At 70.4% G+C, this 23,539-nt stretch carries 17 protein-coding genes; 12 read left to right on the top strand and 5 right to left on the bottom strand.

Going from position 1 to position 23,539, the window contains the following annotated elements:
- Positions 1 to 133: 133 nt before the first annotated feature.
- The 3 genes from OHA05_RS08395 (at position 134) to OHA05_RS08385 (ending at position 3,996) form a co-directional block, all read left to right on the top strand.
- Positions 134 to 712, top strand: a complete 579-nt coding sequence (locus OHA05_RS08395) for a TerD family protein (protein WP_096629140.1) — start codon at positions 134 to 136, stop codon at positions 710 to 712.
- A 106-nt stretch (positions 713 to 818) separates the two neighbouring features.
- The gene (locus tag OHA05_RS08390; RefSeq protein ID WP_328860193.1) at positions 819 to 2,774 is read left to right on the top strand and encodes a TerD family protein; all 1,956 of its coding nucleotides are present in this window, start codon (positions 819 to 821) and stop codon (positions 2,772 to 2,774) included.
- Between the two features lie 223 nt (positions 2,775 to 2,997).
- A complete protein-coding gene (locus tag OHA05_RS08385; protein WP_313947002.1) occupies positions 2,998 to 3,996 on the top strand; it encodes a TerC/Alx family metal homeostasis membrane protein in 999 nt (332 codons plus the stop codon).
- Between the two features lie 93 nt (positions 3,997 to 4,089).
- Here OHA05_RS08385 and OHA05_RS08380 read toward each other — a convergent pair whose 3' ends face one another.
- From OHA05_RS08380 to OHA05_RS08370, 3 genes are all read right to left on the bottom strand, one after another.
- The gene (locus OHA05_RS08380; protein WP_328860192.1) at positions 4,090 to 5,136 is read right to left on the bottom strand and encodes a S66 family peptidase; all 1,047 of its coding nucleotides are present in this window, start codon (positions 5,134 to 5,136) and stop codon (positions 4,090 to 4,092) included.
- A 238-nt stretch (positions 5,137 to 5,374) separates the two neighbouring features.
- On the bottom strand, positions 5,375 to 6,031 hold the full coding sequence (locus tag OHA05_RS08375; RefSeq protein WP_328860191.1) for an MBL fold metallo-hydrolase: 657 nt from the start codon (positions 6,029 to 6,031) through the stop codon (positions 5,375 to 5,377).
- Between the two features lie 10 nt (positions 6,032 to 6,041).
- Complete coding sequence (locus OHA05_RS08370) at positions 6,042 to 6,734, bottom strand: maleylpyruvate isomerase family mycothiol-dependent enzyme (protein ID WP_328860190.1); 693 nt, start codon at positions 6,732 to 6,734, stop codon at positions 6,042 to 6,044.
- A 196-nt stretch (positions 6,735 to 6,930) separates the two neighbouring features.
- Here OHA05_RS08370 and uvrA point away from each other — a divergent pair, with 196 nt between their 5' ends.
- Entirely contained in the window at positions 6,931 to 9,981 is a 3,051-nt protein-coding gene (gene uvrA / locus OHA05_RS08365) for an excinuclease ABC subunit UvrA (protein ID WP_328860189.1), read from the top strand.
- A gap of 138 nt (positions 9,982 to 10,119) precedes the next feature.
- Here uvrA and OHA05_RS08360 read toward each other — a convergent pair whose 3' ends face one another.
- On the bottom strand, positions 10,120 to 11,019 hold the full coding sequence (locus OHA05_RS08360; protein ID WP_328860188.1) for a carbohydrate kinase family protein: 900 nt from the start codon (positions 11,017 to 11,019) through the stop codon (positions 10,120 to 10,122).
- A gap of 126 nt (positions 11,020 to 11,145) precedes the next feature.
- Between OHA05_RS08360 and OHA05_RS08355 the strand changes: the two genes are divergently transcribed.
- Positions 11,146 to 11,577: a Rieske (2Fe-2S) protein gene (locus tag OHA05_RS08355; protein ID WP_313947008.1), complete on the top strand. Its 432-nt coding sequence runs from the start codon at positions 11,146 to 11,148 to the stop codon at positions 11,575 to 11,577.
- A gap of 55 nt (positions 11,578 to 11,632) precedes the next feature.
- Here the strand turns inward: OHA05_RS08355 and OHA05_RS08350 are convergent, their stop codons facing one another.
- Positions 11,633 to 12,574, bottom strand: a complete 942-nt coding sequence (locus OHA05_RS08350) for a hypothetical protein (protein WP_328860187.1) — start codon at positions 12,572 to 12,574, stop codon at positions 11,633 to 11,635.
- Between the two features lie 397 nt (positions 12,575 to 12,971).
- Here OHA05_RS08350 and uvrC point away from each other — a divergent pair, with 397 nt between their 5' ends.
- The 7 genes from uvrC (at position 12,972) to OHA05_RS08315 (ending at position 23,532) form a co-directional block, all read left to right on the top strand.
- Positions 12,972 to 14,945, top strand: a complete 1,974-nt coding sequence (uvrC, locus tag OHA05_RS08345) for an excinuclease ABC subunit UvrC (RefSeq protein ID WP_313947010.1) — start codon at positions 12,972 to 12,974, stop codon at positions 14,943 to 14,945.
- On the top strand, positions 14,942 to 15,877 hold the full coding sequence (gene rapZ / locus OHA05_RS08340; protein ID WP_313947011.1) for an RNase adapter RapZ: 936 nt from the start codon (positions 14,942 to 14,944) through the stop codon (positions 15,875 to 15,877). Before uvrC ends, rapZ begins: the two co-directional genes overlap by 4 nt.
- Positions 15,874 to 16,908 carry a gluconeogenesis factor YvcK family protein gene (locus OHA05_RS08335; protein WP_313947012.1) on the top strand — a complete coding sequence of 345 codons (1,035 nt, stop codon included), beginning with the start codon at positions 15,874 to 15,876 and terminating at the stop codon, positions 16,906 to 16,908. The genes rapZ and OHA05_RS08335 overlap by 4 nt, the downstream gene beginning before the upstream one ends.
- Positions 16,899 to 17,888: a DNA-binding protein WhiA gene (gene whiA, locus OHA05_RS08330; RefSeq protein ID WP_313947013.1), complete on the top strand. Its 990-nt coding sequence runs from the start codon at positions 16,899 to 16,901 to the stop codon at positions 17,886 to 17,888. Before OHA05_RS08335 ends, whiA begins: the two co-directional genes overlap by 10 nt.
- A gap of 160 nt (positions 17,889 to 18,048) precedes the next feature.
- Positions 18,049 to 20,994: a M14 family metallopeptidase gene (locus OHA05_RS08325; RefSeq protein WP_328860186.1), complete on the top strand. Its 2,946-nt coding sequence runs from the start codon at positions 18,049 to 18,051 to the stop codon at positions 20,992 to 20,994.
- 203 nt (positions 20,995 to 21,197) lie between these two features.
- Complete coding sequence (gene gap, locus OHA05_RS08320; protein ID WP_313947015.1) at positions 21,198 to 22,208, top strand: type I glyceraldehyde-3-phosphate dehydrogenase; 1,011 nt, start codon at positions 21,198 to 21,200, stop codon at positions 22,206 to 22,208.
- 112 nt (positions 22,209 to 22,320) lie between these two features.
- Positions 22,321 to 23,532 carry a phosphoglycerate kinase gene (locus OHA05_RS08315; RefSeq protein ID WP_313947016.1) on the top strand — a complete coding sequence of 404 codons (1,212 nt, stop codon included), beginning with the start codon at positions 22,321 to 22,323 and terminating at the stop codon, positions 23,530 to 23,532.
- Positions 23,533 to 23,539: the final 7 nt, after the last annotated feature.

Here is a 23,539-nt window from a genome sequence, read left to right as displayed (position 1 = left end):
AGCCCCCGCACACCTGGTGTGTTGCAAGACCGACACAAAATCGAGCCATTTGTGCTGCACCGTTGACGCAACTGCGTAGGGTGCTGGGAAGCCGCGCGTTGGGCGGCGGAATTCAGGGAGAAGGGGACAGCGCGTGACGGTCAACATGACCAAGGGTCAGGCCATCAGCCTGCAGAAGAGCGACGGGGGCACCCTCACGGCTGTACGGATGGGGCTCGGCTGGCAGGCGGCGCCCCGGCGCGGTCTGTTCGGCTCGCGCACCAGGGAGATCGATCTGGATGCCTCGGCGGTGCTGTTCGCCGACAAGCAGCCGGTGGACGTGGTCTTCTTCCGTCACCTGGTCAGCGACGACGGTTCGGTGAAGCACACCGGTGACAACCTGGTCGGCGGGGCGGGTTCGGGCGGCGACGACGAGGCGATCCTCGTCGATCTTCAGCGAGTGCCGGTCCACATCGACCAGATCGTCTTCACGGTGAACTCCTTCACCGGCCAGACGTTCCAGGAGGTGCAGAACGCCTTCTGCCGCATCGTCGACGAGACGAACGGCCAGGAGCTCGCCCGCTACACGCTCGACGGCGGTGGCCAGTACACCGCCCAGATCATGGCGAAGGTGCACCGCGCGGGCTCGGGCTGGCAGATGACGGCCCTCGGCAACCCCGCCAACGGCCGCACCTTCCAGGACCTGATGCCGTCGATCCTGCCGCACCTGTAAGCACGGCTCGCACGGACGACGCAGCTCCCGGAGGCATGAGGCCGCCGGGAGCTGCACCGATTGGCACCACCGCGCAGCACCGACCACAGCACGAGGGGACAAGGCGATGACGGCCGAGCTGGTCCGGGGGCAGAACCATCCACTGCCCGACGCCCGCCTGGAGATACGGGTGTCGGCCGGACACCCTGTCGTGGCCTGCGCGACCTGCGCCGACGAGCGGGGCGCCGTCCGGGACGACTGGATCGCCCACCCCGGATCGCCCACCGTCCACGGCGTCGAGGTACCCCGCCAGGCCACCGAGGCGCCCCGCTTCGCCGTCGACCTGCCGGCGGTACCCGCGGCCGTTCACCGGCTCAACATCCTGCTCGCGCTCCCCGAAGGCACCGGCGGCCCGTCCCAGTTCGGCGCCACGGCCGCCCCGTTCCTCGCCGTCGTCGCCGAGGACGGCAGCGAGGTGGCCAGCTTCACCATCACCGGTCTGGACACCGAGACGGCGCTCGTCGCCGTCGAGGTCTACCGCCGCCAGGGCGCCTGGAAGGTGCGCGCCATGGGCCAGGGGTACGCGGGCGGGCTCGCCCAGCTCCTCGGCGACCAGGGACTGGCCACCGCCCGTGAGAAGGCCGCCGAGATCCAGGCCGTCGCCGCCCCGCGCAGTCCGCGGACCGCGCCCGCGCCGCTGAACACCCGCGGCGCCGACGGCGCCTACACCCGCCCGGCCTCCGGCCAGACCTCCGCGGTGGACCCGACGGTCGCGGACGGCCTCGGGGCCGGCGGCGGTCAGGCCCCGGCACCTGCCGAACCCCAGCAGGCCACCACACCCGACGCCCCGCCGGGATCCGGCGGCCCCATCGACTACGCGCACCCGCGCCGCCGCTCGGCCCCACCCCCGCCGCCTCCCGCCGCGCCGGCCGCCGAGCCCGGACAGCCCGCCCGGCCCGTCGCCGGCGACGCCACCGGCTGGTCCATGGAGGAGCGGCTCTACAACCAGATCTGGGGGATGTTCGAGGACCTGGCCCGTGCGGTAGCCGCCTACCGCAGCGCGGTCGAGTTCGCCGAGAACCGCCTCGACCAGGAACTGGACCGGGCCCTGTCCGACCCGCGCAGCCGTATCGGCGGCGCCGGGGACACCGCCCGTGCGGCGGCCCGTGCCAAGTGCGAGGAGCTGACCACCCAGGCGCGCCAGGCGCTCGACCGGGACCTGGCCCAGCTGTCGGCCGAGTCCGACGTCGTCGAGCCGGCCCTGCCGCCGGCCTTCGCGCGCTGGGACAACCCGGTCTGGCACGCCTACCGCGTGCCCATGGAGATCCCGATGGCCCTGCGCCTCGGTGATCTCCAGCTGCCCGAGACGCCGGAGCTGCGCATCCCGTTCCTGATCAGGCTGCCGCTGGAGCGCGGTCTGTGGGTGGACAGCGGACGCACCGGCTCCGAGGCCGCGATGATGCTGGACGAGGGCCAGTTGCGAAAGCTCGCCGTGGACTGCGCGGTCTCGCACGCGGCCCGGCTGCTCGGTGTCTACCCGCCCGGCGAGTTCACCGTCCATGTCATCGACCCCGCCCGTACCGCAGCGGCATCGCTCGCCCCGCTGGTCGAGTCGGGCGCTCTCGCGGGCCCGCCCGCGACCGGCGCGCAGGGTGTGAGCGACACGCTCGCCAAGCTCACCCAGCGGGTGGACCTGGTGACGATGGCGGTGCGCGGAGGCGCGGCCGACGCCCTTCCGCCCGACCTGGACACCGGCGAGCAGCTGCTGATCGTCAACGACTTCCCGCACGGCTTCGACGACCGGGCCGTCACCCAGTTGCGCTACCTCGCCGACGAGGGTCCGGCGGTCGGTGTGCACCTGATGATGGTCGCGGACCGCGAGGACGCGAGCGCCTACGGACCGGTGCTGGACCCGCTGTGGCGGTCCCTCCTGCGGATCACGCCCGTGCCGGACGACCATCTCGCCGACCCCTGGGTCCGGCACGCCTGGACGTACCAGCCGCTGACGGTGCCGCCGGGCAGCGCGGTGCTGCGTCAGGTGCTGGACGCGGTGACCGCCGCCCGCCGTAACTGGGGCCGCTGACCTGCGGATTTGAACCGTCCTTTACCCCTCGCTTTACCTTTCCTTGGGGATACCTGTACTCTCCTTTTGAACGGAGGGGAGTACTCCCGACTGCGGCGTGCCCGTCAATACGGACCGATTCACAGGTCCCGGGGCGCCGGCCGGAGCGGCAAGGACCGCTCGGGTGGAGGAGACCTCCGGCAGCGACGACGCTGATCAGTAGCCGTACGAAGCCGGAGGCGCAGTGGACGTTTCATTGAACATCTGGTTGCTGACCATTCTTGGTCTGTCAGCCCTCATCGCCGTGGACTTCTTCATCGGGCGCAAGCCCCATGACGTGTCCATCAAGGAAGCCGGAATCTGGACGATCGTCTGGATCGTCCTCGCCGCGCTGTTCGGCCTGGGCCTGTTGATGGCGGGCGAGAGCCAGGCGTCCGGCGAGTTCTTCGCGGGCTTCATCACCGAGAAATCGCTCAGCGTCGACAACCTCTTCGTCTTCGTCCTGATCATGGCGAAGTTCTCGGTGCCCTCACACCTCCAGCAGCGGGTGCTGCTCATCGGTGTGCTGATCGCCCTGGTCCTGCGAGCGATCTTCATCGCCGCCGGTGCCGCGATCATCGCCAGCTTCTCCTGGGTCTTCTACATCTTCGGTGCGTTCTTGATCTACACCGCCTGGAAGCTCATCCAGGAGGCGCGGGCCGACGACGAGGACGAGGAGTTCGAGGAGAACCGTCTCCTGAAGTCCATCGAGAAGAAGTTCGGCGTCGCCGACAAGTACCACGGCACGAAGCTCTTCATCCGCAACAACGGCAAGCGCGTCCTGACCCCGCTGATGGTGGTCATGCTGGCCATCGGCACCACGGACGTGCTGTTCGCGCTGGACTCGATCCCGGCGATCTTCGGCCTCACCCAGGACCCGTACATCGTCTTCGCCGCCAACGCCTTCGCCCTGATGGGTCTGCGGCAGCTGTACTTCCTGATCGGCGGACTGCTGAGGAAGCTGGTCCACCTCAGCTACGGCCTGTCGGTGATCCTCGGCTTCATCGGCGTGAAACTGGTGTTGCACGCACTGCACGAGAGCGGGGTGCATGTCCCCGAGATCTCGATCCCGGTCTCGCTGGCGGTCATCTGCGGCGTGCTGATCATCACCACGATCACCAGCCTGATCGCCTCCAAGAGGCAGTCCGAGCGCGAGGCGGCCCAGACGCCGGAGTCGCCGGAGAAGGACAGCATCGAGGCCTGACGGACCTCATGAGCGGTGGGCGGGGACAGCGGCTGCTGTCCCCGCCCACCGGCGTTCCCGCGTCCCCGCCAGCTGCCCCCGGCCTTCGGCCAGTCAGTACGTCACCGTGATGCGCCCGGCCGGCCCGTCCACCCGCACAAGCCCGCCGTAGGGAACGATCAGCTGCGGATCGGTGTGCCCGAGGTCGACGTCGAAGACGGCCATCAGGTCCGGCGCGTACGCCGCCAGGGCTCGCAGCACCGCCTCGCGCTGGTCGCGCGCGTACCGGGCCCGTTCCTCGTGGTCGCCGGGCCGCTCGAAGGACCAGGTCTTGGCCCGGCCCATCAGCAGCGCGTCGAACCGCTCCAGCAGCCCCCGCTCGCCCATGGCGCGCAGGATGCGGAACACCTCCTCGGCCGACGGCAGTTCCTCTGAGGTCTCCAGCAGCAGCACTCCGCCGTCGTACGCCGAGAGGTCGGAGCTGATCTCGCGGTCCGCCATCAGCAGCCCGGCCAGCACTTCGAGACTTCCGCCCCACGAACGCCCCTCGACGACGCGCTCGGGCCCGTGCCACAGCCAGCCGCCGCCCGGATCCGTCTCCGGCTCGGCCTCGAACGTCGCCGGGTCCGCCCAGTCCCGGTCGACGACCCGGAACCGGTCGGCTGCGCGCAGTTCGTACGGACCCGAGGTGAACAGGGCGGCCCGCATCGAGTCGGCGGTCAGCGGGGCCATGGCCCCCGGGCGGCCGAGCTCGACCATCACGCTGCCGCCGTGGTAGCTGACGATGCCGGTGTTCCAGAGGTAGCAGTGCAGGGCCGTGTTGTCGCTGTATCCGAAGAAGGGCTTCGGGTTGGCCCGGATCAACTCCCGGTCCAGATGCGGCAGCACGGTGATCTGGTCGTCCCCGCCGATGCTTGCGACGACGGCCGTGATGCCGGGATCCGCGAAGGCCGCGTGGATGTCGTGGGCCCGCTCCCGTGGCGACGAGCCCATCCGGCGGGTCGTCGGGTACTCGACCGGGACGAGCCCGAAGTCGTCACGGAGCCGGGCGAGACCGAGCTCGAACGGCAGCGGCAGCAGTCCCGGAAGTGCGCTGGAGGGCGAGAGGACCGCGATCCGGTCGCCGGGACGGGGCTTGGGAGGGTGGACGGGCTGCGTCATGCCCGGAGGCTAACCGTGCGCAGGCGCCGGACGACAACGGTTTCTCTCCGGCCGCGGACCCACAGACCGGACGCGGGCCCACGCGGACAGTCGCCCGGAACGCGGACCCACGTGCACAGCCGCCAGGACGCGGACCGACCCGCACAGCCGTCAGGACGCGCACCCACGCGCACAGCCGCTCGGACGCGGACCCGTCTCCCACGCCGCCCGGGTGCCGGAACCCCGTACGGCCGCGCGGTCACCAGCCGCGCCGGCGCCACTCCGCCAGGTGCGGCCGCTCGTCGCCGAGCGTCGTGTCCTTGCCGTGGCCCGGGTACACCCACGTCTCGTCCGGCAACGGCCCGAAGAGCTTCTCCTCGACACCGTCGATCAGGCTCTGGAACGCCACCGGGTCCTTGCGGGTGTTGCCCACCCCGCCGGGGAAGAGGCAGTCGCCGGTGAAGATGTGCGGGTGGCCGTGCGGGTCGTCGTAGACCAGGACGATCGACCCCGGGGTGTGGCCCACCAGATGCCGGGCGGTCAGCTCGACCCGGCCGACGCGGATGACGTCGCCGTCCTCGACCTGCACGTCCGTGGCGACGGGAATGCCCTCGGCGTCGAAGCGCCCCGCGTACGTGCGCGCGCCCGTCGCCCCGACCACATCGGCGAGTGCCTGCCAGTGGTCGCCGTGGCGGTGTGTGGTGACCACCGAGGCGATGGAGTCGTCGCCGATCAGCCGGAGCAGCGTCTCCGGCTCGTTCGCCGCGTCGATCAGCAACTGCTCGTCCGTGGCGCGGCAGCGCAGCAGAAATGCGTTGTTGTCCATCGGACCGACGGCGACCTTGGAGATCATCAGGTCCGTCAGTTCGTGAACGTCCGCAGCGCCGCCGACCTTCACCACTCCGCTGTACGTCATGGAGATCAGCCTATAGCGGGGGCAGCGCGGGCAGCAGGGCTCCCGCGGTGTCCAGGGAGGCCCCGTCCCGGCGGCCGGCGAGCCAGCCCACGAGCGCGGCCGAAGGGCCGGAGACGGTGACAGGGGCGCCGTCGGTGCCGCCGGTGTGCCACTCGCCGCCGGAGCCGTCCGTCGCGGCGATCCGGGTCGGGGGCACGTCCGGCCGGCCGGAGAAGCGCTGCGCGAGGAAGTCGATCTCCCGGGCGGTGAACTCCTGCGGCAGATCCTCCAGCTCGTAGCCCACGTCGAGATCCACATGGTGCAGCTCGACCTCGACGAGCCGGCGGAAGGGGACCCGGGCGGCGGCATCGGTGACGCCGTTGCGCAGCTGGACCGTGCGCCGCCAGTCGGCGGGGAGCGCGCCCACGGCCTCCAGGCGGGCCGCGCTGTCGCGCAGGTCGGCGAGCTGTACGTCCAGCGGACGCGGCGCGTCACGCTCGATGTCGGCCTCGCGCGCCTCGGCGCTCGCGTACATCGGCCGGCCCTCGAGAATATTTACGATCGCGTCGGCGTTACGGGATACATGAGCAAGGACATGTCCGCGGCTCCAGCCCGGTAGCCGTGACGGACCGGCGAGGACGGCGTTGTCCATGGAGTCGACTGCGCTGAGCAGCCGCTCCGTCGCTTCACGTACAGATGCCAGGTCGCGCATGGGATCGATCATGAGGCCGACGATAGCCGCGCCACACGTTCGGGTGAAGGTGGCAGAGCGCGGTCTGTAATCGAATGCACGTGCTATAGCCTGGTCCGAGGCATCCTTGCTTGTCTGGCATTCATCGATCTGGCGCCCTCCGTAGGCTGGAACAGTCTGGGACGGGGGCCGGTGCCCCCGCTTCTCTGAAGAAAGGTGCGGACCCGGCGTGGCCGACCGTCTCATCGTTCGTGGCGCTCGCGAGCACAATCTCAAGAACGTTTCGCTCGACCTCCCCCGTGACTCCCTCATCGTCTTCACGGGGCTCTCCGGGTCGGGCAAGTCCTCGCTCGCCTTCGACACGATCTTCGCCGAGGGCCAGCGCCGGTACGTGGAATCCCTGTCGTCGTACGCCCGCCAGTTCCTCGGGCAGATGGACAAGCCGGACGTCGACTTCATCGAGGGTCTCTCCCCGGCCGTCTCCATCGACCAGAAGTCGACCTCGCGCAACCCGCGCTCGACGGTCGGCACCATCACCGAGGTCTACGACTACCTCCGTCTGCTGTTCGCGCGGATCGGCAAGCCGCACTGTCCCGAGTGCGGCCGGCCCATCACGCGCCAGTCGCCGCAGGCCATCGTCGACAGGGTGCTCGAGCTTCCCGAGGGCAGCCGCTTCCAGGTGCTCTCGCCGCTGGTGCGCGAGCGCAAGGGCGAGTTCGTCGACCTCTTCTCCGATCTCCAGACCAAGGGATACAGCCGGGCCCGGGTCGACGGGCAGACGATCCAGCTCGCCGAGCCGCCGACGCTGAAGAAGCAGGAGAAGCACACCATCGAGGTGGTCATCGACCGCCTCACGGTCAAGGACAGCGCCAAGCGCCGGCTGACCGACTCCGTGGAGACCGCGCTCGGCCTCTCCGGCGGCATGGTCGTGCTCGACTTCGTCGATCTCCCGGAGGACGACCCCGAGCGCGAGCGGATGTACTCGGAGCATCTGTACTGCCCGTACGACGACCTGTCCTTCGAGGAGCTCGAGCCGCGCTCGTTCTCCTTCAACTCCCCCTTCGGCGCCTGCCCCGACTGCACCGGCATCGGCACGCGCATGGAGGTCGATCCCGAGCTGATCGTCCCGGACGAGGAGAAGTCCCTCGACGAGGGTGCGATCCACCCCTGGTCGCACGGCCACACCAAGGAGTACTTCGGCCGGCTGATCGGCGGGCTCGCCCAGGCGCTCGGGTTCTCCACCGACATGCCCTGGGGCGGACTGCCGCAGCGTGCCAAGAAGGCCCTGCTGTACGGCCACAAGACCCAGGTCGAGGTCCGCTACCGCAATAGGTACGGCAGGGAGCGCGCGTACACCACGCCCGCCTTCGAAGGCGCGGTGCAGTTCGTCAAGCGGCGGCATCAGGAGGCCGAGAGCGACTCCAGCAGGGAGCGCTTCGAGGGCTACATGCGCGAAGTCCCCTGTCCCACCTGCCAGGGCACCCGGCTGAAGCCGATCGTCCTCGCGGTGACGGTGATGGAGAAGTCCATCGCCGACGTCTCCGCGATGTCGATCAGCGAGTGCGCCGAGTTCCTCGGCCGTCTGACGCTGAACGCCCGGGACAAGAAGATCGCCGAGCGGGTGCTCAAGGAGGTCAACGAGCGGCTGCGGTTCCTGGTCGACGTCGGCCTGGACTACCTCTCGCTGAACCGCGCGGCCGGCACCCTCTCCGGCGGCGAGGCCCAGCGCATCCGGCTCGCCACCCAGATCGGCTCCGGACTCGTCGGCGTGCTGTACGTCCTGGACGAGCCGTCCATCGGTCTGCACCAGCGCGACAACCACCGGCTCATCGAGACCCTCGTCCGGCTCCGTGACATGGGCAACACCCTCATCGTCGTCGAGCACGACGAGGACACCATCAAGGTGGCCGACTGGGTCGTCGACATCGGTCCGGGCGCCGGCGAGCACGGCGGCAAGGTCGTGCACTCGGGCTCGCTCAAGGATCTGCTCGCCAACAAGGCGTCGATCACCGGTCAGTACCTCGCCGGGAAGCGGTCCATCCCGACCCCCGACATCCGCCGGCCCATGGACCCGGGACGGCAGCTCACCGTCCACGGCGCCCGTGAGAACAACCTGCGGGACATCGACGTCTCCTTCCCGCTCGGTGTCCTCACCGCCGTCACCGGTGTCTCCGGCTCCGGCAAGTCGACCCTGGTCAACGACATCCTCTACACGCACCTGGCGCGTGAGCTGAACGGCGCCAAGTCGGTGCCCGGACGGCACACCCGCGTCGACGGCGACGACCTCGTCGACAAGGTCGTGCATGTCGACCAGTCGCCGATCGGCCGCACGCCGCGGTCCAACCCTGCGACGTACACCGGTGTCTTCGACCATGTCCGCAGGCTCTTCGCCGAGACGATGGAGGCCAAGGTCCGGGGCTATCTCCCCGGCCGGTTCTCCTTCAACGTCAAGGGCGGCCGCTGCGAGAACTGCTCGGGCGACGGCACCATCAAGATCGAGATGAACTTCCTTCCGGACGTGTACGTCCCGTGCGAGGTCTGCCACGGTGCGCGCTACAACCGGGAGACCCTGGAGGTCCACTACAAGGGCAAGTCCATCGCCGAGGTGCTGGACATGCCGATCGAGGAGGCCCTGGACTTCTTCGAGGCCGTCCCGACGATCTCCCGTCATCTGCGCACGCTCAACGAGGTCGGTCTCGGTTACGTCCGCCTCGGCCAGTCCGCGCCGACCCTCTCCGGAGGTGAGGCCCAGCGGGTGAAGCTGGCGTCCGAGCTCCAGAAGCGCTCGACCGGCAGCACGGTGTACGTGCTCGACGAGCCGACGACCGGTCTGCACTTCGAGGACATCAGCAAGCTGATCAACGTGCTGTCCGGGCTGGTCGACAAGGGGAACACGGTCATCGTCATCGAGCACAACCTCGATGTGATCAAGACCGCGGACTGGGTCGTCGACATGGGACCGGAGGGCGGCAGCGGCGGCGGACTCGTCATCGCGGAAGGCACTCCGGAGCAGATCGCCGGAGTCCCGACCAGCCACACCGGCAAGTTCCTGCGGGACATCCTGGACACGGAGCGGATCAGCGACGCGGTGGTGCCGCAGGCGCGCTCGGGCACCAGGAAGGCCGCGGCGAAGAAGCCCGCGACCACGGCCGCCGCGAACTCGGTCCCCACCGTGAAGGCACCCGTCACCAAGAACACCGCGAAGAAGGCGGTGGCCAAGAAGACGGTGGCCAAGAAGACGGCGGCGAAGAAGACGGCGGCTCGCGCCCGCAAGGCATGAGCACCGTAGCCCGCAGGGCCTGATCACCGTAGTCGGCAGCGTCATCGGTCTCTCCCCGAGCTCATCGGGGGGAGACCGATGTCGTTCGGCCGGTTTTCGAACCCGGACGGCTCGACCGACAGCCCGCCGGACGGCTCGTCAGTCCTGGCGCAGTTCCCAGGCGTAGGGCGGTTCCGCCCCGGTACGGGAGCAGGTCACCGCCGCCGCTCGTGCCGCGAAGACCAGCACCTCACGCCAGCCCTCCGCGTCCAGCCGGGCCATGCCGTCCGCCGACAGGGCGTCCCGGGCCGCGAGACCGTGCAACAGGGCCGCGTTCACCGTGTCGCCCGCGCCGATGGTGTCGGCGACGCGCACCTGTGTCGCGGGCACGGAGACCTCCGTCCCGGTCCGCGTCCGCACGCGCATGCCCTCGTCGCCCCGCGTCAGGACCACCGCCGCCGGGCCCTCGGGCACACCGCCCAGCCAGCGGGCGTCGTCCTCCGAGAGCTTCAGCAGGGACACGGACGGCAGCCAGCCCGCGAACCGTGCTCGGTAGGCGTCCGCGTCCGGGATCAGCCCCGGTCTGATGTTCGGGTCGAGCAGCGTGAACAGCCCGCGCTCCGCCTCCCGCCGCAACAGCGCCTCGTACGCGCTCGCGCCCGGCTCCAGCACCAGCGAGCACGTGCCGAAGGCCACCGCCCGTGCCGCGTCCGGCAGTCGGGGCGGCAGCTCGAACAGCCGGTCTGCGCTGCCCTCGGCGTAGAAGCCGTAGCCGGCGGAGCCGTCCGCGCCGAGGGACGCGACCGCCAGCGTTGTCGGCTCCGGGCCGCGCGCCACCAGTCCGGTGTCGACGCCCGCGTCCCGCAGGCCGGCCAGCAGCGCCTCCCCGAAGCCGTCCGTGGACATCCGGGAGCAGAAGGCGGCGCGCGCGCCGAGCCGCCCCAGCGCCACGGCGGTGTTGTACGGTCCGCCGCCGAGGCGCGGCAGCAGCGTCGGCAGGGGCTCGCCGTCCCCGTGCGGGACCAGGTCGATCAGGGATTCACCGGCGACGACGATCACGGGCCAGAACGTAACTCATTACCGCGGCCCGGGGGAGGTATCCCGCCCTCGGGGCCGCGGGTACGCGCCGGTATTGTCGGGTCTGTCGCAGGCCCTGCGACCGATGCTCTGACCTGTGGAGTCTGCATGTCCGGCCACCCCTCAGCCGCCCGCCGCACCGTGCTGAAAGGCGCCGCCCTCGCCGGGGCCGCCGGCCTCGGGGTCGCCGCCTGCTCCACCGAGTCCAAGCTCGGCCACGCGGAGAACCCCACACCGACCGCGCCCGTCGATCTGGGCGCGGCCGACGCCGTTCCGGTCGGTGGTGCCAAGCTCTACCGCGAGCAGCGCCTGATCGTGAGCTGCCCGGCCGCGGGCCAGTACCGGGCGTTCAGCGCCCAGTGCACCCACGCCGGCTGTGTCCTCGACAAGGTCGAAGGCACCGAGGGCAACTGCCCGTGCCACGGCAGCCGCTTCGACGTGACCACCGGCAAGGCGCTCCAGGGCCCGGCGACCGTGCCGCTGCCCGAGGTGCCGGTGACCGCCAAGGGCGGAAAGCTCGTCGCGGGGCCGAGCGCGTAAGACGTCCGGCACACCGGTCACCGGCCACCGGCCGGCGATGTCGGCCGGTCCGGGCTCACTCCCAGTCCCAGTCGATGCCGAGAATCCCGGGGCGCACACCCTGCTCGACCAGATGCACCGTACGGTGCCTGCCGCTGATCGTCAGAGCCGTCCGGGCCCCCCGCGGAGCACCCGTGGTGGCCTGGGCGAACCGGCGGCACCGGGCCGGCAGGGCCCCCTCGTCGAACCGCACCTGAAGTACGTATTGCCCGCCCGCGAAGGTGAAGCCGCGGACGTACTCACTGCTCGGGCCGCCGGTGCCGTCCTCGAAGCCGTAGCCGAAGAGATAGGTCTCACCCGCCCGCAGCCGGGCATCGAAGAGCAGTTCCGCGACGGTGATCCCGGTCTCGCGGTGCCGGCGGACCCGGCCCGTACGGCAGTTCTCCAGCGCGCTCACCCGGACCAGGGCCGGGTCACAGCCGGGGTCCCCGTGGTGGATGGCCAGATAGCGGTCGACACCGTCGCGGTGGGCGCGGACGACATGCTGGGAATCGCGGCCCACCAGTTCCCGCCCGGCGCCGATGCGCACGCGCTCGTGGTGTCCCACGGTGTGCAGTCCGGTGTCCTTCGGCGTCTCCATGTCGGCGAGCAGCCGCTCCACGACGCCGGACACCTCGGCCAGGGAGCGGTACGAGCGTCCGGCGGGACGTTCGACGTCGAGGCCCGCCCCGTGCTCGCCGACCCCGAGCAGCCGGGTCAGTGAGTTGCCGGGCAGCTCCAGCACCTCCTCCAGCGCGCGTACCGCCCGCAGCGACTCCGGACGCTGCGGCCGGCGGGCGCCCTGCTGCCAGTAACTGAGACTGGTCACCCCGACCTTGATGCCGCGGTGGGCGAGATGGTGCTGCACCCGCTGGAGCGGCAGTCCGCGCACCGCGAGGGCGGCCCGCAGCGCCAGATGGAACGGCCCGGTGTGCAGCACCTGTGCCAGATCGGCGGTGTCAAGGTCGGGGCGACCCATGGAACCTCCAGCGGCTTCGGGGTACGGCTGCGCGGCCTGCGACGGCCCGGATGAACGGTCAGGACGGGAACGGCCCCTGTCAGCGCGCGGCCCGGCCGTCCGGCCGGGGCGGGGAGGTGTTCACATCCCGGTCGCGCGTTCACAGTCCCGTGTCCACCGCATTGAAGCGGGTTGACCTATCCGCGACAAGGATTCGGGCACAACCGCAGCGTCCCCGGACGCGCTCCGTCCCCCTTGCGCACGCGCCGTGCCGGCAGCCTCTCGCACGGTGAGCGGAGCCCGTCCCGGGGCGAGCCGCGCCGGACGCCGTAGCGGCACCTGAGAGCGGCTGGAGCCTCCGGTCCGGTGCACGCCCGCGCGCCCCGCGGTGTCACCCCCCGCCAGTAGGGTGGTCGGCATGGCAGACCCCTCCAGCTACCGTCCCAAGCCGGGAGAGATCCCCGACTCGCCGGGGGTCTACCGGTTCCGCGACGATCACCGCCGGGTGATCTACGTCGGGAAGGCGAAAAGCCTCCGCCAGCGCCTCGCCAGCTACTTCCAGGACCTGGCCAATCTGCACCCGCGCACGGCGACGATGGTCACCACAGCGGCCTCCGTCGAGTGGACCGTCGTCTCCACCGAGGTCGAGGCGCTCCAGCTGGAGTACTCCTGGATCAAGGAGTACGACCCGCGGTTCAACGTCAAGTACCGGGACGACAAGAGCTATCCCTACCTCGCCGTCACCCTGAACGAGGAGTTCCCGCGCGTCCAGGTGATGCGCGGCGCCAAGCGCAAGGGAGTGCGGTACTTCGGTCCGTACGGCCACGCCTGGGCGATCCGCGAGACCGTCGACCTGATGCTGCGCGTCTTCCCCGTGCGCACCTGCTCCGCCGGAGTCTTCAGGAACCACCAGCAGAAGGGCCGGCCCTGTCTGCTCGGCTACATCGGCAAGTGCTCCGCTCCCTGCGTCGGGCGGGTCACACCCGAGGAGCACCGCGAACTGGCCGACGAGTTCTGCGACTTCATGGCCGGCCGCACCGGCACGTACATCCGCCGCCTGGAGCGGCAGATGACCGACGCGGCCGAGGAGATGGAGTACGAGCGGGCGGCCCGGCTGCGGGACGACATAGGGGCTCTCCGGCGCGCCCTGGAGAAGAACGCCGTCGTGCTCGCCGACGCCACCGACGCCGATGTGATCGCGGTCGCCGAGGACGAGCTGGAAGCGGCCGTGCAGATCTTCCACGTCCGCGGCGGCCGGGTGCGCGGACAGCGCGGCTGGGTCACCGACAAGGTCGAGGCCGTCGACACCGCCGGGCTCGTCGAGCACGCGCTCCAGCAGCTGTACGGCGAGGAGAGCGGCGACGCGGTGCCCAAGGAGGTCCTCGTCCCCGCCCTCCCCGACGACTCGGACGCGGTCAGCCAGTGGCTCGGCCAGCGCCGGGGTTCGAACGTCTCCCTGCGCATCCCCCAGCGCGGGGACAAGAAGGACCTGATGGCGACGGTCCAGCGCAATGCGCTCCAGGCGCTGGGCCTGCACAAGACCAAGCGCGCCAGCGACCTCACGACGCGCTCACGCGCGCTGGAGGAGATCGCGGAGGCCCTCGGGCTGGACTCGGCGCCGCTGCGGATCGAGTGCTTCGACATCTCCCACCTCCAGGGCGAGGACGTCGTGGCCTCCATGGTGGTCTTCGAGGACGGCCTGGCACGCAAGAGCGAGTACCGCCGCTTCCAGATCAAGACCTTCGAGGGCCAGGACGACGTCCGGTCCATGCACGAGGTGATCAGCCGGCGCTTCCGCCGCTATCTCGCCGAGAAGGACAGGACCGGCGAGTGGATCGGTGAGGACGCGCCCGCCGAGGACGACGGGAAGCCCAAGCGGTTCGCGTACCCGCCGCAGCTCGTCGTCGTCGACGGCGGAAAGCCGCAGGTGGCCGCGGCCCAGCGCGCGCTCGACGAGCTGGGCATCGACGACGTCGCGGTCTGCGGACTGGCCAAGCGGCTGGAAGAGGTCTGGCTGCCGCGTGAGGACGACCCGGTGATCCTGCCGCGCTCCAGCGAGGGCCTGTACCTCCTCCAGCGCGTCCGGGACACCGCCCACGACTTCGCCATCCGCTACCAGCGCTCCAAGCGGACCAAGCGCATCAGGACCAGCCCGCTGGACGCGGTGCCCGGTCTGGGCGAGACCCGCAAACAGGCGCTGATCAAGCATTTCGGGTCGGTCAAGCGGCTGCGGCAGGCGACAATCGAGCAGATCTGCGAGGTTCCCGGCATGGGCCGCAAGACGGCGGAATCCGTGGTCGTTGCCCTTGCCCAGGCGGCTCCGGCCGTCCCTGCCGTGAATACGGCAACAGGAGAGATCATGGAAGAGAACGACGGGGGCAGTACGACATGACCGAGCACGACGGAGACGGAGCAGACGTGAGTACGGGCACGACGATCGAGCCCGGCGGTGCCGCGGACGCGGCCATCCCCGAGCTGGTGATCATCTCCGGTATGTCCGGCGCCGGGCGCAGCACGGCGGCCAAGTGTCTGGAGGACCTCGGCTGGTTCGTCGTCGACAACCTCCCACCCGCCCTGATCCCCACCATGGTGGAGCTCGGGGCCCGCTCGCAGGGCAATGTGGCCCGGATCGCGGTCGTCGTCGACGTCCGCGGCCGGCGGTTCTTCGACAACCTCCGCGAATCCCTCGCCGACCTCGACTCCAAGCAGGTCACGCGCCGGATCGTGTTCCTGGAGTCCTCCGACGACGCCCTGGTCCGCCGCTTCGAGTCGGTCCGCAGGCCGCACCCCCTCCAGGGCGACGGCAGGATCGTCGACGGCATCGCGGCCGAGCGCGATCTGCTGCGTGAGCTGCGCGGCGACGCCGACCTGGTGATCGACACCTCCAGCCTGAACGTGCACGAGCTGCGGGCCAAGATGGACGCCCAGTTCGCCGGCGACGAAGAGCCCGAGCTGCGGGCCACGGTCATGTCGTTCGGCTTCAAGTACGGGCTTCCCGTGGACGCGGACCTCGTGGTCGACATGCGGTTCCTGCCGAACCCGCACTGGGTCCCGGAGCTCCGCCCCTTCACCGGCCTGAACGAAGAGGTGTCGAACTACGTCTTCAACCAGCCCGGCGCCAAGGAGTTCCTCGACCGCTACACCGAGCTGCTCCAGCTGATCGCCGCCGGCTACCGCCGTGAGGGCAAGCGGTACGTGACCATCGCCGTCGGCTGCACGGGCGGCAAGCACCGCTCCGTCGCCACGTCCGAGAAGCTCGCCGCCCGGCTCTCCTCCGCGGGCGTCGAGACGGTCGTCGTCCACCGTGACATGGGGCGCGAGTGAGCGGACAGGCCATCCGTCTGCGTCGGCTGCGCAGGACCGCGCACACGCTCGCGGGGCGGAACCGCGGCGCCCAGCCCAAGGTCGTCGCCCTCGGCGGCGGCATGGGCCTCTCCGCGTCGCTCACGGCCCTGCGCCGTATCACCGGCGACCTCACCGCGGTCGTCACCGTCGCCGACGACGGCGGCTCCAGCGGCCGGCTCCGGGAGGAGCTGGGCGTCCTGCCGCCCGGAGATCTGCGCAAGGCGCTGGCGGCCCTGTGCGGCGACGACGAATGGGGCCAGACCTGGGCCCGGGTGATCCAGCACCGCTTCCAGTCCAAGGGCGATCTGCACGAGCACGCCGTCGGCAATCTGCTGATGGTGGCGCTGTGGGAACAGCTGGGCGACCACGTCCAGGCACTCGACCTCATCGGCAGGCTGCTCGGCGCGCACGGCCGGGTGCTGCCCATGTCCGCCGTGCCGCTGGAGCTCCAGGCTCTGGTCAGGGGCCACGATCCGGCGCGCCCGGACGACGTGGAGACGGTCCGGGGGCAGGCGACCGTGGCGCTCACCCCGGGAGAGGTGCAGTCCGTGCACCTCGTGCCGCACGACCCGCCGGCCGTCCCGGAGGCCGTCGCCGCCGTACGGGACGCCGACTGGGTGGTTCTCGGGCCCGGATCCTGGTTCTCGTCGGTGATTCCGCACCTTCTGGTGCCCGAACTGCTGGACGCGCTGGTCGAGACGAAGGCCCGCCGGGTCCTGTCGTTGAACCTCGCGCCCCAACCCGGCGAAACAGAAGGCTTCTCACCGCAGCGTCATTTGGAGGTTTTGGGACGACACGCGCCTAAACTCGCCCTCGACGTGGTGCTGGCCGACGAGGCCGCCGTGCCCGACCGAGAGTCCCTCGCCGATGCCGCAAAGAGCCTCGGCGCCGCGGTCGAGCTGGCCCCCGTGGCCTCGCCCGACGGCGTTCCGAAGCATGATCCGGAGCTGTTGGCCGCCGCGTACGACCGTATTTTTCGGATGCATGGAAGGATCGGCCCATGGCGATGACGGCAGCGGTGAAGGACGAAATCTCCCGGCTTCCCGTCACCCGGACCTGCTGCAGAAAGGCGGAGGTCTCGGCGATCCTGCGGTTCGCGGGCGGGCTGCACCTGGTGAGCGGCCGCATCGTGATCGAGGCGGAGCTGGACACCGGCATCGCCGCGCGCCGGCTGAAGCGGGACATCCTGGAGATCTTCGGACACAGTTCCGAGCTGATGGTGATGGCGCCCGGGGGACTGCGCCGCGGCTCGCGCTATGTCGTACGCGTGGTGGCGGGCGGCGACCAGCTCGCCCGCCAGACAGGGCTGGTCGACGGCCGGGGGAGGCCGATCCGGGGCCTGCCGCCGCAGGTCGTCTCCGGTGCCACCTGTGACGCGGAGGCCGCCTGGCGCGGGGCGTTCCTGGCCCATGGCTCGCTGACCGAGCCCGGCCGCTCCTCGTCGCTGGAGGTCACCTGCCCCGGCCCCGAGGCGGCGCTCGCGCTGGTCGGCGCGGCCCGCCGGCTCTCCATCGCCGCGAAGGCGCGGGAGGTACGCGGTGTGGACCGCGTCGTCGTCCGTGACGGTGATGCGATCGGCGCGCTGTTGACGCGTCTGGGCGCGCACGAGTCGGTGCTCGCCTGGGAGGAGCGCCGGATGCGGCGCGAGGTCCGGGCCACCGCCAACCGCCTCGCCAACTTCGACGACGCCAACCTCCGCCGCTCGGCACGGGCCGCGGTCGCGGCAGGCGCCCGGGTCCAGCGCGCGCTGGAGATCCTGGGCGAGGAGGTGCCCGAGCACCTCGCCGCCGCCGGCCGGCTGCGCATGGAGCACAAGCAGGCCTCCCTGGAGGAGCTGGGCGCGCTCGCCGACCCGCCGCTGACGAAGGACGCGGTCGCGGGCCGGATCCGCCGGCTGCTGGCGATGGCCGACAAGCGCGCACAGGACCTCGGCATCCCCGGCACCGAGTCCACTCTCTCCGAGGAACTGGCCGACGGTCTCGTCGGCTGACACACCGCTTCCCGCCTCACCCGACGCTGCCGGTGCCCCCAGGCACCGGCAGCGTCTGTTGTTCACTCGTGTGCCCGGCCCGGCCTTCTTGACATGGCCATGGGGTGTGATGAGTCTGGCGTCTGTTCACTTTCCTGGCAGACACCAGCAAGGGGGGCTTATGAGACGCAGAGCGAGATCGATCCTCGCCGCGGCTTCACTGCTGACCGCAACACTTGCGGCGGCTCCGATCGCCCGCGCCGAACCCGGCGGAGGGAACGGCGACGGGCTGTCCGTGTGGCACGCGAAAGTCACCAAGGCCCAGGTGCCCCTGATCCTCGCGGCGGGCGCCGACGGGCACGAACTGACGGAACAGGTGCCCGACAAGGGCACGGCGACCGTCGAGCTCTACCTCACGAAACGTCAGGCCGGTGAACTGCGCGAGCAGGGCGTCGGCATCACCGAGCACACCGTCTCCCCGGCGGCGAGGAACCGGGTCGCCGCCGCCGGCGACGGCGTCTTCCGTCCGTACAGCGGCGAGAAGGGCCTCCAGCGCGAGATCCTCGCCACCGCGCAGGCCAACCCCGGCCTCACCAAGGTCATCAGCATCGGCAAGACGGTCAAGGGCCAGGACATCCTCGCGCTCAAGCTCAGCAAGGGCGCGGCGAAGTCGGCGGACGGCTCCAAGCCCGCGACGCTGTACATGTCCAACCAGCACGCGCGTGAGTGGATCACTCCGGAGATGACCCGGCGGCTGATGCACTACTACCTCGCCAACTACGGCAAGGACCCCCGCGTCACCAAGATCGTGAACAGCAGCGAGCTGTGGTTCGTGCTGTCCGCCAATCCCGACGGGTACGACTACTCGTTCACCGGCACCCAGCAGCGGCAGTGGCGCAAGAACCTCCGCGACAACAACGGTGACGGCGCGGTCAACACGGGCGACGGCGTCGACCTCAACCGGAACTTCACCTACAAGTGGGGCTACGACAACGAGGGTTCGTCCCCCGACCCGTTCGACGAGACCTTCCGGGGCACCGGCCCGGCCTCCGAGCCGGAGACCAAGGCCATCGACCGCTTCCAGAAGCGCATCGGCTTCTCCTACGGCATCAACTACCACTCCGCGGCCGAACTGCTGCTGTACGGAGTGGGCTGGCAGGTCGCCACACCGACGCCGGACGACGTCCTCTACCGGTCGCTCGCCGGCACCCCCGAGAACTCGGCGATCCCCGGCTACCGTCCGCAGGTCTCCTCCGAGCTCTACACCACCAACGGTGAGGCCGACGGGCACGCGGCCAACGTCAACGGGATGATGATGTACACCCCGGAGATGTCGACCTGTGCCACCGTCTCCAGGATCGATCCCCAGGACCCCTGGAACGCGGCCGACTGCGCCTCCGTCTTCACCTTCCCCGACGACGAGAAGCTGATCCAGCAGGAGTTCGCCAAGAACGTCCCGTTCGCGCTCTCCGTCGCCGAGACGTCCCTGCACCCGGACCAGCCGTCCTCCTCGCTGGGCCTGAAGGCCGCGGACTTCACCCCCGACCCCTTCACGGTCTCCTACGCGCGCGGCGGCGACCAGGAGGTCTCCGTCGTGGCCCGCAAGTCGGTGCGCGACAAGGAGCTCCGCTACCGCGTCAACGGCGGGCGGGTCCACGACCAGGCGCTGAAGCCCTGGAAGGGCGGCGAGACCTACGGCGGTGAGGACAACATCCTCTTCGACGAGTACCGCGCCAAGGTCAAGGACGGCGACGTCGGCGACACGGTCGAGGTCTGGTTCACCGGCGAGACCCGGGCCGGAAAGCCCACCGCGAGCGAGCACTTCACGTACACGATCGCCGGGCGGCCGCGCGGCGACACGCTCGTGATCGCCGAGGAGGGCGGCACCGCCGCCGCGAAGAACACGGCCGCGTACACCAAGGCACTCGCCGACAACGGCGAGCGCAGCGCGGTCTGGGACGTCGCCACCCAGGGCGTGCCGCACCGGCTCGGCGTGCTCGGCCACTTCGACACGGCCCTCTGGTACACCGGAGCCGCCGCACCTTCCTGGCCCACCACCCAGGCCGTACGCGACTTCGTCAACGAGGGTGGCAAGCTCATCACCACCGGTGAACGGGCCGGCGGCAACGCCGACCTCGGCGGGGCGCTCAGCGACGACTTCGCGCAGTACTACCTCGGTGCGTCGGGACGCGCCTCGCTCGCCGGGGCGGCGGACTTCCTCGGCACCGGACGCCTCTCCGGCGCCGCGGGCGCGCTCGGCGACGCACCCGGCAACCCGCTGGACGCGGCGGGTGCGTACACGATCACCTCGGACAGCCTGCCGCCCGCGCAGTTCCCGCAGTTCCGCAGCGCGGCCGCGGGCGACTACCCGGGCGTGAAGATGCCGTTCTCGCCGTACGACGGACAGTGGTACGCGGCGGCGAGCCACCGCAACTCCTCCTGGATGCGGCTGTCGCAGGCGGTCGATCTGACCGGCACCACCGCCGCCGACCGGCCGGCGCTGAACCTGCGGATCAGCTTCAACACCGAACCCGGTTACGACAACGCCGTCGTCGAGGTCCACACCGTCGGCCAGGACGACTGGACCACCCTGCCGGACAGTAACGGCGGTACACGGACGACCGTGCCGACCCAGTGCGACCAGGGGTTCTACGTCAACCAGCACCCGTTCCTGCGGCATTACCTCACCGTGGGATCCGGCGGCTGCACGGCGACCGGCACCAGCGGCGCCTGGCACTCGTTCACCGGTGCCTCCGACGGCTGGAAGGCCGCCTCGTTCGATCTGAGCGCCTACGCGGGCAAGCAGATCGAGGTCTCCGTCTCGTACATCACCGACCCCAGTGACGGCGGCCGCGGCATCTTCGTGGACGACACCAGGCTGGTCACCGCCGCCGGACAGGGCGCCGAGGGATTCGAGACCTCGCTCGGGCCGTGGACGACGGGTCCGGCGCCCGACGGCAGCCCGGCGCTGCGCGGGACCTGGGAACGCAGCCAGGACCTGTTCCCGTCGGCGGCTGCGGTCACCACGCGGGACACCGTGCTGATCGGATTCGGCCTGGAGCACGTCCCCGGCGCGACCGACCGCAAGAAGATCGTCGGCCGTGCTCTCGGCGCACTCGGGCGCTGACCCCGGGTGACGGAGACCGCGGCTCCCACCGCGGTTCCGGCGGCCCGTGCACCCTACTGAGGGGTACGGGCCGCCACCGCCACACAGGGGCCGTTCCGATGTCACTCCGTGGCTTCCGGAGAGGTAGGGTCGGAGGCGGTCGGGGACATCCCATACAACTCGCCGGCGTCGAAAACCGGCGTACCTAACGAGGAGATCGGTTCGTGACGATCCGCGTAGGCATCAACGGCTTTGGCCGCATCGGTCGTAACTACTTCCGCGCGCTGCTGGAGCAGGGTGCAGACATCGAGATCGTGGCTGTCAACGACCTGGGTGACACTGCGACCACGGCCCACTTGCTGAAGTACGACACGATCCTGGGCCGCCTCAAGGCCGAGGTGACCCACACCGCCGACACCATCACGGTCGACGGCCACACGATCAAGGTGCTCTCCGAGCGCAACCCCGCCGACATCCCGTGGGGCGAGCTGGGCGTCGACATCGTCGTCGAGTCGACCGGCATCTTCACGAAGAAGGCGGACGCCGCGAAGCACATCGCGGGCGGCGCCAAGAAGGTCCTCATCTCGGCTCCGGCCAAGGACGAGGACATCACCATCGTGATGGGCGTCAACCAGGACAAGTACGACGCGGACAAGCACCACGTCATCTCCAACGCCTCCTGCACCACCAACTGTGTGGCGCCGATGGCCAAGGTTCTCGACGAGAACTTCGGCATCGTCAAGGGCCTGATGACCACGGTCCACGCGTACACCAACGACCAGCGCATCCTGGACTTCCCGCACTCGGACCTGCGTCGCGCCCGCGCCGCGGCCGAGAACATCATTCCGACCACGACGGGTGCCGCGAAGGCCACCGCTCTGGTCCTCCCGCAGCTCAAGGGCAAGCTCGACGGCATCGCGATGCGCGTGCCGGTCCCGACCGGTTCGGCCACCGACCTGGTCGTGACGCTGCAGCGCGAGGTCACCAAGGACGAGGTCAACGCCGCGTTCAAGAAGGCGTCCGACGACGGCGACCTCAAGGGCTTCCTGACCTACACCGAGGACCCGATCGTCTCCTCGGACATCGTCGGCGACCCGGCCTCCTGCACCTTCGACTCCTCCCTGACCATGGTCCAGGAGGGCAACACGGTGAAGATCCTCGGCTGGTACGACAACGAGTGGGGCTACTCCAACCGCCTCGTGGACCTCACGGTCTTCGTCGGCGGCCGGCTCTGACAGCTCCGACCGGCACCGAGAGCACCCCGATGTGAGCGACAGGGCTCGGGCACGCGCAGTGTGGCGCGGTTCGAGCCCTGTCGCACGTCCCGCCGTCCCAGGAGTTCTGACCATGAAGACGATCGACCAGCTTCTTGCAGAAGGGGTCGCGGGTCAGCGCGTTTTCGTCCGCGCCGACCTGAACGTGCCGCTCGACGGCACCACCATCACCGACGACGGCCGTATCCGGGCCGTCCAGCCGACCGTCGCCAAGCTCGCCGAGGCCGGCGCCCGCGTCGTCGTCGCCTCCCACCTCGGCCGCCCCAAGGGCGCCCCGGACCCGGCCTTCTCGCTGGCCCCCGCGGCCGCCCGGCTCGGTGAACTGCTCGGCACCGACGTCGCCTTCGCGACCGACACCGTCGGCGAGTCGGCCCGCTCCGTCGTCGCCGGCCTGGCGGACGGCCAGGTCGCGGTGATCGAGAACCTCCGCTTCAACCCCGGTGAGACGAGCAAGGACGACGCCGAGCGCGGCGCCTTCGCCGACGAGCTCGCCGCCCTGGCCGATGTGTACGTCGGCGACGGCTTCGGCGCCGTGCACCGCAAGCACGCCTCCGTGTACGACCTGCCGGCCCGCCTGCCGCACGCGGCCGGCCAGCTGATCGCCACCGAGGTCGGCGTCCTCAAGAAGCTCACGGAGGACGTGGCACGCCCGTACGTCGTCGTGCTCGGCGGAGCCAAGGTCTCCGACAAGCTCGGTGTGATCGACCATCTGCTGGAGAAGGCCGACCGCATCCTGATCGGCGGCGGCATGGCGTACACCTTCCTCAAGGCCCAGGGCCACGAGGTCGGTATCTCGCTGCTCCAGGAGGACCAGATCCCGGCGGTCAAGGAGTACCTGACGCGCGCCGAGGCGAAGGGCGTGGAGTTCGTGCTCCCCGTCGACGTCCTGGTCGCCCCGGAATTCCCGGACCTCAAGACCAAGGCCCCGGCCCATCCCACCGTCGTCGCCGCGGACGCGATCCCGGCCGACGAGGAGGGTCTGGACATCGGTCCCGAGACCCGCAAGCTTTACGCATCGAAGCTCGCCGACGCGGCCACCGTTTTCTGGAACGGTCCGATGGGCGTCTTCGAGCACCCCGACTACGCCGAGGGCACCAAGGCCGTCGCCCAGGCGCTCGTCGAGTCCCCGGCCTTCAGCGTGGTCGGCGGCGGGGACTCCGCCGCGGCCGTGCGGATCCTGGGCTTCGACGAGAAGGCATTCGGCCACATCTCGACCGGTGGCGGCGCAAGCCTCGAGTACCTCGAGGGCAAGACGCTTCCCGGCCTCGCCGCACTGGAGGACTGACTCACTC

Source organism: Streptomyces sp. NBC_00306, from assembly GCF_036169555.1.
Lineage (GTDB): Bacteria > Actinomycetota > Actinomycetes > Streptomycetales > Streptomycetaceae > Streptomyces > Streptomyces achmelvichensis.
The sequence above is the reverse complement of the archived record's forward strand: the minus strand, read 5'-3'. Positions and strand labels throughout refer to the sequence as shown.